The organism is Embleya sp. NPDC025285 (assembly GCF_055558835.1).
Genome location: NZ_JBVHLU010000108.1, coordinates 22,165 through 34,532, shown reverse-complemented (window position 1 = coordinate 34,532; position 12,368 = coordinate 22,165). Strand labels below are relative to the sequence as shown.

The 12,368-nt window shown below is 69.9% G+C and carries 10 protein-coding genes and 1 pseudogene; 5 read left to right on the top strand and 6 right to left on the bottom strand.

Going from position 1 to position 12,368, the window contains the following annotated elements; all coding sequences use genetic code 11:
• Positions 1-170: 170 nt before the first annotated feature.
• Positions 171-859: pseudogene (locus tag ACZ4FV_RS42985) on the bottom strand (IS5 family transposase); the annotation flags it as partial.
• Positions 860-973: 114 nt separating this feature from the next.
• Here ACZ4FV_RS42985 and ACZ4FV_RS42980 point away from each other — a divergent pair.
• Entirely contained in the window at positions 974-1,381 is a 408-nt protein-coding gene (locus ACZ4FV_RS42980) for a hypothetical protein (RefSeq protein WP_465326262.1), read from the top strand.
• Positions 1,382-1,396: 15 nt separating this feature from the next.
• Here the strand turns inward: ACZ4FV_RS42980 and ACZ4FV_RS42975 are convergent, their stop codons facing one another.
• From ACZ4FV_RS42975 to ACZ4FV_RS42965, 3 genes are all read right to left on the bottom strand, one after another.
• On the bottom strand, positions 1,397-1,840 hold the full coding sequence (locus ACZ4FV_RS42975) for a hypothetical protein (RefSeq protein ID WP_465326260.1): 444 nt from the start codon (positions 1,838-1,840) through the stop codon (positions 1,397-1,399).
• 188 nt (positions 1,841-2,028) lie between these two features.
• Positions 2,029-3,126: a hypothetical protein gene (locus tag ACZ4FV_RS42970; protein WP_465326259.1), complete on the bottom strand. Its 1,098-nt coding sequence runs from the start codon at positions 3,124-3,126 to the stop codon at positions 2,029-2,031.
• A gap of 754 nt (positions 3,127-3,880) precedes the next feature.
• Entirely contained in the window at positions 3,881-4,843 is a 963-nt protein-coding gene (locus ACZ4FV_RS42965; RefSeq protein WP_465326256.1) for a hypothetical protein, read from the bottom strand.
• 590 nt (positions 4,844-5,433) lie between these two features.
• Between ACZ4FV_RS42965 and ACZ4FV_RS42960 the strand changes: the two genes are divergently transcribed.
• Positions 5,434-6,087, top strand: a complete 654-nt coding sequence (locus tag ACZ4FV_RS42960; RefSeq protein ID WP_465326252.1) for a hypothetical protein — start codon at positions 5,434-5,436, stop codon at positions 6,085-6,087.
• Between the two features lie 43 nt (positions 6,088-6,130).
• Here the strand turns inward: ACZ4FV_RS42960 and ACZ4FV_RS42955 are convergent, their stop codons facing one another.
• Positions 6,131-7,048: a DUF8094 domain-containing protein gene (locus tag ACZ4FV_RS42955; RefSeq protein WP_465326250.1), complete on the bottom strand. Its 918-nt coding sequence runs from the start codon at positions 7,046-7,048 to the stop codon at positions 6,131-6,133.
• 745 nt (positions 7,049-7,793) lie between these two features.
• On the opposite strand from ACZ4FV_RS42955, the gene ACZ4FV_RS42950 reads away from it, so the two are divergent.
• The gene (locus ACZ4FV_RS42950; RefSeq protein WP_465326248.1) at positions 7,794-8,903 is read left to right on the top strand and encodes a hypothetical protein; all 1,110 of its coding nucleotides are present in this window, start codon (positions 7,794-7,796) and stop codon (positions 8,901-8,903) included.
• Between the two features lie 40 nt (positions 8,904-8,943).
• A complete protein-coding gene (locus ACZ4FV_RS42945; protein WP_465326246.1) occupies positions 8,944-10,326 on the top strand; it encodes an AlbA family DNA-binding domain-containing protein in 1,383 nt (460 codons plus the stop codon).
• Here ACZ4FV_RS42945 and ACZ4FV_RS42940 read toward each other — a convergent pair.
• Positions 10,310-10,873, bottom strand: a complete 564-nt coding sequence (locus tag ACZ4FV_RS42940; protein WP_465326244.1) for a hypothetical protein — start codon at positions 10,871-10,873, stop codon at positions 10,310-10,312. The genes ACZ4FV_RS42945 and ACZ4FV_RS42940 overlap by 17 nt on opposite strands.
• 410 nt (positions 10,874-11,283) lie before the next feature.
• Between ACZ4FV_RS42940 and ACZ4FV_RS42935 the strand changes: the two genes are divergently transcribed.
• Positions 11,284-12,186, top strand: a complete 903-nt coding sequence (locus ACZ4FV_RS42935; RefSeq protein WP_465326241.1) for a 5'-3' exonuclease — start codon at positions 11,284-11,286, stop codon at positions 12,184-12,186.
• The last annotated feature ends 182 nt before the right edge of the window (positions 12,187-12,368 follow it).

Here is a 12,368-nt window from a genome sequence, read left to right as displayed (position 1 = left end):
GCGCGGGCCGCCCAGTACACCGTCCCCAACAGCTGGGCCCGGTCACTGGTTTTCTGACATGCTCTTGTCCCCTTCACCTTTCGGATCCAGGTAAGTCATCCGGCCCAGGAACCTCCTTCCGAGTTCCTCCCGGCTGAGCCGGGGATACAAGCAGAGCGCCTCGTGGCGCACACGGTTCGTTCGACGACCCATCGGTGTCGGCCGAGACGCGTCGAGGAGTCGATGCCGCGTCGGGCGATCCGGTGTGTGATGCGGCGTTGCCGCAGGAACGCGCGAATGAATCGGTGATCGTACGCCTTGTCGCCGTGGAGCTTGGCAGGCCTGCGGCGACGTGGCCCGCGGCGGGAACGGATCGGCGGGATGCCCTCGACCAGGGGTATCAGGGCCTGGCTGTCGTGAGTGTTGGCTCCCGAGATCCCGATCGACAGGGGCAGACCGGTGCGTTCGGTCAGCAGGTGGATCTTCGACCCGTACTTCCCCCGATCCACAGGATTCGGACCCGTCAAATCCCCCTTTTCAGGGCCCGCATGTTGACCGAGTCCACCGCGCACCGCGACCATTCCAACGCACCCCGGGCGCCGAGCTCGTCCAGGAGGACCCGGTGCAGCTTCGCCCACACCCGCGCCCGGCTCCACTCGGCGAACCGCCGGTAGATCGTCTGCCACGAGGCACCGAAAACGGGCGGCAGTTGCCGCCACGTGCAACCGGACGTCGCCACGAACACGATCCCGGCCAACACCTCACGATCCTCGTACCGCCGCCGTCCACCGCCCTGCGGCCGGGTCGGCTTCGACGGCACCACCCGCTCGAACAACTCCCACAACTCGTCCGGCACCAATCGCTCCACAAGCGTCGTCACACACGCCAGAATAGCGAACACGCCAAATGAAACGACTTCTAATATGCGGGTCTCGTTGTCAAGCTTCGAGCCCCTGTTGACCCGGCGAGTCAACACTCGTGAGGATCAACAGCCATGGGTAACCAAAGCGCTGATGCGGCAGGGAACTACGTTGTGCAGCTGTCGACCGGCCATTGGCTGACCATCGACGGGACGATGGACAACGAGGTGCATAGCCGGGTTGAAGACGGTGACCGCAGCGGTGTCGAACTCGGCCGCAGTATTCGCCAGGCGGGCTGGGACCAAATCCCCGGCTGGCCGCGCGACGCGGCGGGCTTCGCGACGTGGCCAGCTCCCGGCCAGACGTCGACCGTCGTCCTGAACGCCGCCCAGTGGGGACTGGTCGTAGCCGGCCTGGACCGGTGGGCAGACGTCGACGAAAGCCTCGGCATTCCTGAACACACCGAGATGGCAGAGGAGAAGCGGATGATCTCGGCACTGATTCGCGCTCGACTCACCGAGCAGGGATGGTCGTCCGCCTGAGCCGATCGGGGGTGTTCAGCCCGCTTGCTCGTCCAGCCGTGTCAGGAGCCCGCTGAAGATCTGCTCGCGCGCGACCTGGCCCTTGACCGCCGCGTCGTCCCGCTGGCGTTCGAGTGTGGGGCGGAACTCGATGGTGGTGACGAAGAACGTGCAGGACTCGCAGATCGACTCGAAGTGGCAGTCCATCTCGACAGGGCGAGCGCAGTAGCCGTTGCCCAGCATCCGGCGGTGCATCTCGCGGCGGAGCTTGGCCATCTCCGTTCCCTCGGCGTCAGCCGGCAGTTGGCGCGGGGCGTCGTAGAGGGCCTCGACCTTCTCCGAGACCGCGAAGTACTCGTCCGCCACGGTCCGGTCGGCGATGCGGGCGTAAACGCGCGTCATGGACAGCGACCGGTGGCCCAGCAAGGCCGCGATGGCCTCCAGGGACATGCCGCGGTTGATGGCTTGGGTGGCGATCACCTCTACGGCCATCCTCCGACCGCCTGCGCCGCCTCGCATCCGGGCCCGCCGACACGCGCCACCCTCTCCCCACCGACCCCACCCGTGTTGTCCGACGTGAACCTGTTGTCGGCGGTGACAGCGTGGAGTCGGCCGAGTCGATGACCGGACGCGGCACGGCTCGCCGTCTACACTCGGCGCGCCTTGGCTTACCTCGGCGTCGGTGTTCTCGCGCCGGCGGGTCGTGACCGGGCCGGCGTTGTGGCGTCGATGGTGTCGAGGAGTTCCCCGAGGCTGACGCCGTGGGGGAGCCGGTCGAGGGCGGTGAACAGCGCCGCCCAGCGTTTCGGGTCGTCGCCGCACGTGTCGATCAGGACAGGCGTCGCTCTGTGGGGGGCGGCGCGTCCCAGGACGTCGTCGGCCGGCAGTCGCAGCAGCAACTCCGGGGTGCAGTGCCGCGACTTGCCCACGGCGCCTGCGACGGCGTGGTAGGGGTCGTCGTCGCCGGTGTTCTCCAGCCAGGACGCCAGGACGGCGGCCGGGTTCGGATGGGCGTCGAGTTCGTCGTCGGTCAGCAGGCGCACGGTCGTGTCGTCGGTGGTGCGATGGTCGGCCGCGAGTGTGCGCAACCATGCGGGTGCGGTGTCGGTTTCGGCGAGGGCGGCGGTCTCCGCGGGGTGGAGTCGTTCGAGGACGGCGGTCACGGCGTCGCGCGGGGTGCGCGGGTTCGCCGCGAGTCGGGCCAGGGCTGCGACGCGGCCGCCCTGGTCCCAGCCGAGTTCGGGGCTGGGGCCCCGACCGGGTCCGCTGTAGCGGTCGTCCTGGGCTCGGACGACGACGGTGGGTTGGGGAAGGCGGGCGAGCCGCTCGCACAGCGCGGTCAGCTCGCGGGGTTTGTCGCCGACCACGGCGAGGTCCTGCGCGAGCCGCTCGACGCCGTGGTCGGACAGGTTTCGCGCGCTCGCCAGTCGGCCTCGGTGCATGCACTCGGTCGCGGCGGCGTGTACCTGATCGGCGGCGATGTCCAGGACGCGGGGATGCCGGCGGGCGCGTTCGGCGATCTCGCTCAGGCGCTCTCGTTGGGTCACCGAGGGCTTGGGCAGGTCGGCGAGTTCGGGGCAGGTCAGCGCGGGCAGGCAGGCCGTGAGCAGGTCGTCGTCGAGGGCCTCGGTGGCGGCGTGGGTCAGGAGCAGGTGCCGGACCGCGCCTCCCAGGCGCGGGTGTTCGACCAGGTCGACCCAGCGGTGGGGGCAACGCTCGAGTGCCTGCCAGGCCGGACCGCCGAACGGGCCGTCGCGCCAGGACATCCCCGGGCCCGTGGACCGGACCCAGTCCATGGGCCATGTCGCGGTCTCGGCTCGTCCAGTGCCCGTGCGCACGGGGCCAGGAGTCGCTCCAGGATCGCGTCCAGCAACGCGTCGGGGATCGCACCCGGGTCGCCGGACGCATCGCGGCGATGGCGCGTGTCCCAGTACGTGACGACGGCGGCCAGGTCGTGGTCGTCGAGGAAGGCGACGAGATCGGTGGCGGCCGGCACGTGTTCGTCGTGGTCGGCCAACGCCAGAATCAGGTCGGGCCACACCCTGTGGGCGGCGGTGACCGCCGGGAGGTCCTCCGTGCCGAGCAGACCGTTCCGCAGGTGCGACAGGACCTGCTCGCGTCCGGCGGCTCGGATCAACTCCGCGCGCTCGTCCGGCTCCCGCACCCGCGCAAGCAATGCCGGCATGGCCGCCCGCAACGCGTCCTGCCGCCACCGATCGGTGTGTTCGGGGCCGTCGGAGGGCACGGTCAGCGCGCGCACCACGCACGACAGAGCCGCGTCGGGCAGATCCTCACGACACGCCAGCGCACCCCACAATCCGTACGTGCGTGCGTCGACCAACGCCATCCCCCTCTCGTGCGGGCCCACGACATCCGGACCGCTCGGCCGGAACGTATCCGATACGGGCCGACCCGGGACGGGAATCGGCGAACATCGCCCCCCGGGCGCCCTGATGCCTACAATCCGGCCGAAGAACCCGCGATCCCGCCGCGCGCCGGATCCGGGTGTTGCCGGTGCTGCTACTGGGTGGCGAGCAGGTGCAGTTGCGCGCTGCGTGCGTTGGCCGGGCCGATCAGGTCGACGACCTTGGCCGGGACCGCGTGCGGGGTGTCCAGGGCGAGTCGGTACAGGGCCGGGGGCCCGGACCCGGCACGGGAGACGAAGTAGACGGTGCGGCCGTCGGCGGCCAGGACGGCCTCGCTGTTGTCGCGGTCGTTCTCCGGCAGGAGACTCTCGACCCGGGTGACCGATCCGTGGTCGGCCGCGAAGGTGACCCGGACGAGGGCCCGGGCGTTCGCACACACCAGCACGGTGGGGCCGCTCCAAAATCGCGGCGAGCAGCCGTCCGGTACCCGATCGCTGCCGGGCAGGTTCTTGTCTCCGTAGCGCGAGGGCCCGAGCTTGGGCGTGTCGGTGTCCTCCTGTCCGTTGCGCACCAGGTGCAGGCCCCAGACCTCGTCGAAGACGGCCGCGATCGCACCACCGGGGGCTATCGCCTCGGCCGAGGCGCTGAGCATCGACCACGACAGGGGAGTCCACACCGTCGACCCCTCCAGCATGAACCCGTTGTTCGCGGAACGGCCGCGTTCCGCCGCCGGCGCCTGCGTCGCGCGCGCGTCGCGGGACCAGATGCGCCGGTCCTGGTCCTGGTACCACAGGAGGTCCGTACCGGACTGGAAGACGGGCGAGGAATGACGGGGCGCGACACCGAACGCGTCCGGATCGGGCCGCGGACCGAGAACCCGCCCGGACTCGAGATCGAGCGCGGTCGCCTGCCGGCCCTGCCCGTTCGCCGCGCGCACGATCCCGGCGAGCAGGGTGAAGTCCTTGTTGAACAACTGCCGCACCTGCTGCTGAGACAGGTCCCGCGGAGACCCGCACACGTACTGCGGTTCGCTGTCGGAGGGGAACGAGACCGGACGCTGCCCGGCGATACGCCCGTCGGCCGTGTACGAGACGATCGCGGCCCCGAACGTGCTCAAACCTCCCGGCGTGCCATCGCACCACATCACCGTCACGGTTCCCGGCCCGAACAACCCCCCGCGCTCCGGCGCCCGTGCACCGCCCGACGCTGACGCCGGGGCAGGGGAGACGTCCGGAGGTAACCCGGGCAGGCCCGGATTGTTTCCGTCACCACTGCAACCCGCACCCAGCGCAATCGCCAGCACCGCGCCCGCCATGGCCGCGCGACGTCCTCGACGCCTCATGACACCCCCGTGTGGTCGACGCAGCGACCCTACCAACCAAGCCCCGATCACGTGACCGAAGAATCACGTTCCGCTCATGAACCGCCGTGCAAGAAAAGGCGATCGGATCCTGATGCAACCAACAGGTGCATGGGAGAAGGGAGTTCGCTGAAGTAGGCGGCAGCTTTCGTGCCTGGCACGCCACCGAGGCATCGGGTACGGCGCCGTTGCTCCGCGTCGGCCCCCGACGTGTCGGCATCTACTGGCGCGCGTCCCGGCCAGGGCGCCTGCGGCAGGCACGGTACCGGCAGGATCGACGCGATCGTGGCCGGCTCTGTCACAGCGGACCGTGTCCTTGCCGGCAAACCCCGGCGTAGGGTCGAACGGTGACGAGCACTCACGGGCCCGACGAGGGCGTCGACGCGCGGGCCGAGGCGGGCGAGGCGGCCGCGATCCACCTGATGGCCGAACGGGCCGCCGCCAAACGAGAGTACGACCTCGCGCGTTCCTGGTTGGCGCGGCTGGGGCCGCGTGAGGATCCCCGGGAGTTGGTGAGCGTCGCGTCGGATCTGTGGGCCTGGTGCGGCTGGGGAGGGTTCCGGCACAGGTTCGCCGACCCCTTCCACTTCGCGTACGACGAGCAGGGCGACGCGGCGTTCACCGTCGTCTCACCGGACACCGAGGGGGCGACAGAGGCCCTGCGGCGCGCCGCCGCGGTGTTCGGGCGCGTGATCGGCGACGGATGCGTCCTGTCCTGGGAGGACATCGAGGACGACATCGACCCCGCCCACCCCCACGACGAAGCCACATGGCTGCACAGCGCCAACTACGTCTCCGACCCCGAGCCCACCCCCGCGGGGCCCCACGTGTGGGTCGACACCAAGAACTTCCTGCCCGCCCCCATGGGCAAGACCATGCTCCGCCTGCTCACCGACGAACTCGTCGCTGCCGGCATCCCCGCACACATCGTCTCCGGACACGGCGATCCCGAGGACCTGCCGAAGCGACACACGAACCTGATCCCGCTGTCACCCGATTGATCCCCGAGCCGGTGGCGCCGCACAGCCGGGTCGTTCGGCGGCGTCAGGTTCCCGTGGCGTTGACCAGGTGCGAGCTGCCTAGCCCGCCGTTGACAACCGTGATCGGCGCGTCCGGCGCCTCGGGGACGGACACCAGCACCGACGCGACGTACTCCAGCCGGATCGAGGCGAACGACTTCGTGCGGCCCAACAACGCCACCAGGTCCGGGCCGTCCGCATTCAGCTTCACCTCGGGATCGGCCACCGCGGTATCGACGACCTCGTTCAGCACACACGGCACCAACGAACTGCCCGCCGCGGTGCGGAAGACCGGCGCGATTCGAGTCTCGCGCGCCGTCACGGTCACGGACCGCCTGATCCGCGCGTCCCGATCGCCGATGATCTCCCGACGCAGCACCGTGGTGTGGGCGCCGGGCGCGAACCGCCCGTCCTCGGGCGCGGCGCCGGTGTCCGGGACGGACATGTACGCCGCGTACCGTGCGCACGCGGACCGTGCCGGGTCGCCGGGATCCGCGAGCAACGCTCCTCCATCGGCGTCACGCGCCACCGGCTCGAGTTTCGCGAGCGCGTCCCGCGCGGGGTCCGCGCTCGCCGTGGCCGGTGGAGCGCCGACGCGTACCCAGGCCGACACGATCGCCTTCCACGGCGCCTGGGGGGACTCCCGGGCGAAGTACATCACCGAGTGGCCCTCCTGACTCCCGGTGTTCGACACGATCGCGAACACGCGGGGGTATCCGTGGCCGCGAGGGATCCAGAAGGTGGGGTCGTTGTGGGTGAAGGGCTTGTACGGTTCGCGGTCCGGACGCAACCCGCGGACGCGGTACGACGCGAGCGAGGTCTCCAGCAGGTCGCCCGCCTCGATGCCGGCGATACGGTCGCGGTCCATGTCGGCGTTCGCCGCGTTGTTCTCGCGGTCGTAGCGGGCCAGGACCTCACGGGCCTCCGCCTCCGAGACGACCAACGGCGCCTGCCCGGACGGGGAAGCGCTCGGCGCGGCGGTGGGCGCTTGCGAATTGTTCGATCCGCCGCCGAAGGAACACGCCCCCAGCGCCAGAGCCGCCACAGCCGTGAGCCCGCACGCCCGGCCGCGCTTCGTGGACCATCCGCGCATCGTTCCCCCGAACATCCGCCCGACCCTGAGAGTCGCAGCCTGCCACACTCGGCGGACAACCCTCCCGCGACTTCGCGGCGACCTCCGGCCCGATCTCGACTGCGGACACGCCCAGTTCGGTTGGTTCAAGAGCTTTCGCGTCCTGCACCCGATTCGAGTCGGTGAGCGCCAATCGGCGGCCTGGCGGTATCAGGACTCTCCGACGAGTGGATGTGTTCGCCGTTGGTACGTCGCGACCGAAGCGGGCGACGGTGTCGGTGAGCGCGCCTACCCTCCTGACCGTTGGCATCAACGATCTCGCCTGTCACGCGACCCCCCGGACAGGCCCCAGTCGCGGTTGCTTGACTCCCGCCCCTTTCCACCAATGTGCGGTCTGGCTCCCGGGTGGCCAGCCAAGCTCTTGGCGTCACCCCGGGGGCAGACGAACACGGCCACCCGAGAGCGGACCAAACTCGTTGGCACCGGTGGAGGTTGGCTGCGACGCTGAGGGACCTCGGGCGAAGGAGCTGCCGTGGAGGACGAAGCTGTTGTCGCGATGCCGCACGCGCCGTGGACCTGGCGGTCGTGGCGGTGCTGGGACGGGGGCGCGGTGCTCGTGGACACCACGGAGTTCGCTCTCTATACCGACGCCCACATCATCGGCGGGCCGGAGGTGGACGCGGGGCCCTTCACATTCATCAACACCCTGGCCAATCCCTGGCAGCCGCGGCTGCGCCCCGGGATGGTTCTTCGCGCGGACAACTACCTGTCGCGCCCCTCGCCGAGCATGGACAGCACCGATGCGGAAGGCTGGCTGGGGCTGACCCCGGACGACGAGGTCGCTGTGCTTGCCTGCCTCGTTTGGGGTGCGAGGGTCCGGTCCGGAGGGCCGGTGCGAAGGTTCGACCCCGACGGCGACCGACGCGGGCGCCCGGTGGAACACAGCCACGAGCCGCCCGCCTTCTTCAACCCGACGCCACCTGTCATACTGCCCGGTCTCGTGGGCAGGGAAGTCCGCCTGGACGACCTGGCACTGTGGTTCGCCCGATACCGCGACCTGGTTCCCGGGGACGCCTTGACTCTGATGCGGGCGGCCCGCGCATACCGTGACGCACTGTGGTGGGCGGAACAGGACCCGGAGATCGCCTGGCTCTGGCTCGTCTCCGGACTGGAGACAGCCGCAGTCACCGAACACCTCACCGAGACCGACCCGCTTGAGAACTTGCAGGTGTGGAACGCCGACCTCAAGAAGGACCTGGTCGCCTCCGGGGACGACAGGCTGCTGAGGACAGTCGCCGACGCAGTGGCCCCGTTGGTACGCAGCGCCGCACGGTACCGGTCGTTTCTGAAGAAATACCGGCCCAACCCACCGGCCGAGCGCCCGGAGACCGATCAGGTGTCCTGGTCGAAGCGCGAACTGACCAACGCGCTGGACAAGGTGTACGGGTACCGCAGCGCACGGCTGCACGCAGGCCGGCCCTTCCCGCAGCCGATGTGCCTGCCGCCGGACCGCTCCGCGAAGCGACCGCCGCCGGAACGCCCGCCGGGACTCGCTTCGGCTGTGGGCGCCCACACCTGGATGGCACAGGACCTGCCGATGCACCTTCACATGTACGCCTACATCACCCGGGGCGCACTCCTGAACTGGTGGCGGACACGCGCTTCGCAGGAAGATCATCCCGCCCCAGGGCGCCCCCCGGCCCAGGGCCATCCGGGTGGCCGCTAAATCACCGGCAGCCCCGCGCCCGCGCAACTAGGTTGCTCCCATGGTCTTCCGCTCCCGCCGCCTCGAGGACTTGCTCGGTGGCACCGTCGACGCGATCTCGTACACCGACCTCGCCGAACTGGTCCGCAACGCCGACGCGACGGAGACCGAAGACCTCGACTACAAACGCGCCCACTACACCGCGACGTCGGAAAGCCGAGAAGAACTCGCCAAGGACGTCTGTGCGTTCGCCAATCACCTCGGCGGTGTCATCGTGATCGGCATGGCGGAGGCCCGCGGCGTCCCCTCCAAAATCTTCGACGTCGAACTCGACGACCGTCACGTGCGTGAACTCCAAGCCCGTATCGCGTCGACCACCGCCCCGCCTGTCCGGTGGGAGCCCCACCGCGTGGAGAATCCCGACAGCCCGGGCCGCGGGTTCCTCCTCATCGCCGTCCCGCGCAGCCCGCACGGCCCGCACGCCGTCACCGCGCCGCCCACCGCCCCGACCGAGGTTGCCTTGCGGTATCCCCGCCGCGCGGGCAGCAAGACCGACTGGCTCACCGAGACACACGTCGCAACCGCCTATCAGCAGCGCTTCCAGGCGGCAGCCGACCGCCGGGAACGCATGCGCGAAATCCAGACCGACATCGTCACCGACTACATCCAGCGGGCCCAGCCACACCTGCTGGTCAGCCTGGTCCCGGACGTGCCCGGCGAGATGACCGTCAACCAGCGCACCTTTGCCTCCTACCGAGACGCCCTCGCAAGCTCCCGGCCGTTCCTGGGGATGGGGGAGACCCCGTTCCCCGACATCCAGGTCGGCCGGGGCAAGCTGCGGGCGGGCTGGCCGGAGCCGAACACCCGCAGGGATGTGGCGTACCTGTACCACGACGGATCAGGGACCTGGGCGCACCCCTTCCGCGACGCGTACCTCCATTCGGACGGCGACGACGGACAGGTGCGCGCCCTCCCGGCGTACGGAGTGGTCCACCGGGTGATGTCGGCCGTGGCCTTTCTCGCCGCCCACGCCCGCGACCGCTGCGGCGCCACCGGCACGGCGAACATCGAAGTCGACCTGGTCGACGAGATGTACTCCCACCCCTACGCCCCGCCGGAGCCCTATCCGCGTCCTGGCGTGCCGACCCGGGACCCGGCGATTCGGCTCGCGCTCGACCAGGGCACGGTGTGGGAGGAGGTGGAGTCCTTGGTGATCGCGGAGGCGCAAGCCTCAGCCACCGCGTTGTTGGACGACTTGGCCGACGAGGGTGCCGGCCTGGTCCAGGCTGCTTCCGTCCTTGCGGATCAGCTCTTCCACTGCTTCGGCATCCCCGAGGCCCGCCCGGTCACTGCGGCAGGCGAGCTGCGCCGTCCAGATCGCGCGGACGCCCACAGCGCAGCTCTCCTTCAGTGGGCGCAGGCACGGGTCATCCCCGTGATCTGAAGGCGGCCGCCGCAACGAGCCGGACCGGCGGCGCCTGACTGCGCCACGGCCGTGGCGCGTGTCGCCGAAGCGAGCGGACCGCGCTACCGGTCGACCTCCTGAAGAGGTGTCTCAGCGGCTGGGGTTGTGTGAGCGGGGTTGATCCATGTCGGGCGCAGGGTCCGTCACAGCAGCCGATGTGCGCGACCCACGCGCAGAGTTGGGATGCTTCTTCCAGGTGGGCGGCGTTGAAGCGATGGAAGCCGTCGATCAGGAACAGATAGTCGTCACCGCCTGCCGGCAGGGTGTGGACCAGGACAAGCGGAGGGAGAGACACCTGTCGGCGGATTGCCAGGCGCAGGCTGTTGATCTTGCGCCAGCTGTCGTCGGCGTCGGGATCGTCTATGAGCTGGGAGCGGTCGAGGTGGCGGGTCGCCACCGTCGCGCGGTCCCAGCAAGCAAGATCTTCAGTGCTGCGGTAGTTCGCAGCCAAGACGTCCACGACCGTGCCGAAATCCTTGCACGGCGATGTCCTGTGCAGGTCGCTTAATGTCATCCGCGTCGTCACGCGGCCAGGTTAGGTGCAGGTCGACGCCTCACACAGTCGAAACGACCGGTCGGATTCGGATGAAAAGTCGCTGACCGATCACCCGTCCGGGGGTCGCTGCGGCAGCCCACAACGCCGTAGGTCGGTTCGGAACCGCCCCCGGCATCACCCTCGTGGTCACGCGATGTTGCTTTTGCGGATGAGCATGTAGGCGATTATCTGGTGGTCGGCGGCGGCTTGGGCCCATTGGCTGGCCCGGTCGGACCAGCACCGGGTGCGGGCCGAACGCGACACCGCCCCGGCTCTGGGCGCGATGCTGCGCGCGGCGTGGCCCGCGCACGGCCAGGACGCGATAGCCTCGACGTCCCGCCGGTCGGCGCGGACCCGGTCGCCTCGGTCAAGGCCCCAGATTGCCGTGCCGAGGGATACCCGTGACCGCAGCCACCACCCCGCTGTTGCTCGTCGACGGCCACCACCTGCTCTACAACGCCTGGTTCGGCTTCCCCGCCCGCATCACCAGCCGCAAGGGGGCCGACCTCACCGGCGTGTTCGGCACCCTCGCCCTGCTCCGCAAGGCGCACCGCGAACACGCTCCCGGACACGAGGTCTTCGTCGCCTTCGACGGCGAACACGGCAGCGCGGCTCGCGCCGAGACCGACCCCGACTACAAGGCCAACCGCGCCAACGCCGACCACAGCCCCATCGCGTCCCTGCCCTGGGTGAAAACCGCCCTCGACTCGATCGGCGTGCGTTGGATCGAGCACGACACGGCCGAAGGCGACGACACCATCGCCACCCTGACCACCCGAGCCCTCACCGAGACACGGCCGGTGCGGATCATGTCCGGCGACCGCGACCTCCTGCAACTCCTCACCGACCCCGCCGTCAGCGTCCTCAACCGCGGGGCCCCACCGGGCCGACGCGTCCAGACCCGGCCCGACGTCCACACCCGCTTCGGCGTCCACCCCGGGCAGTGGCCGTGCTTTCGAGCCCTCACGGGCGATCCGGCCGACAACATCCCCGGCATCCGCGGGGTCGGAGCCCTCACCGCCGCGCGACTCCTGTCCGGCGGCCTCACCCTCGACGGACTCCTGGCCTCCGACCGCCTGGTGGGCGCCGTCGGCGCGCGCATCGCCGCCCACGCCGAAGACCTGCGCCGATGGCGCGACCTGATCCGCCTCGACCACAACGTCGAACTTCCCGACGACCTGACCACAGGGCATCCCACACCACAGCTCGCACCCGCCGCCGCGATCCTGGACGACCTCGGACTGTGGGACACCGCAACACTGAACACGCCGTCGCCCACCGAGAAGGACCGGATCGCATGCTGAGCCCGGCCGACGGCGCACCCGTGACCTACATCGACTCGAGACCACCACCCTCGACGAACGCCACCGCCGCCAGGTGTCGAACTTCGCGCACCCGCTAACCTCGCGCTTTCATGAAGCGGGGCGTCTGACATGCGGTCAGAGAAACGGAAAGTGCTCCTGACCTGCAACGATGGGACTTCTCT